The organism is candidate division WOR-3 bacterium (assembly GCA_039802205.1).
Taxonomy (GTDB): Bacteria; Hydrothermota; Tepidihabitantia; order SM23-42; family JAOAFX01; genus JAOAFX01.
Genome location: JBDRWD010000004.1, coordinates 80,440 through 80,735 on the forward strand (window position 1 = coordinate 80,440; position 296 = coordinate 80,735).

Annotated in this window: 1 protein-coding gene; it reads right to left on the minus strand. The window is 47.6% G+C overall.

All coding sequences use genetic code 11. The annotated features are described in order from the left end of the window. Positions 1 to 296: hypothetical protein (locus ABIL39_01715; protein ID MEO0164837.1), on the minus strand; the 296-nt coding region annotated here is incomplete at both ends.

A 296-nucleotide genomic window follows, 5' to 3' on the forward strand; every position in this document is an offset into this window, starting at 1 on the left:
TCGTCCCGTGCCTGGTTGTAATAACTGATCGCCTGTTTCAACAGGCTGACCGCCGCTTCGGCTTCCCCAATATTGGACTTTGTTTTCTTTTTATCCCAAATTGCCTTGCGCTGGAAGCCGCGCCGTTCATAGATATCGCCGAGGAGGACATAGGCATAGTTATTATCTGATGACATTTTTAATGCCTCCCGAACCATGGTCTCTGCCTCACCCAGTTTATTGCGACTTATCTGCAAATCGGCAAGATAGAGAATGGGTAAGGGATTGTCAGGTGCCAGTTTGCGTGCTTCTTTATA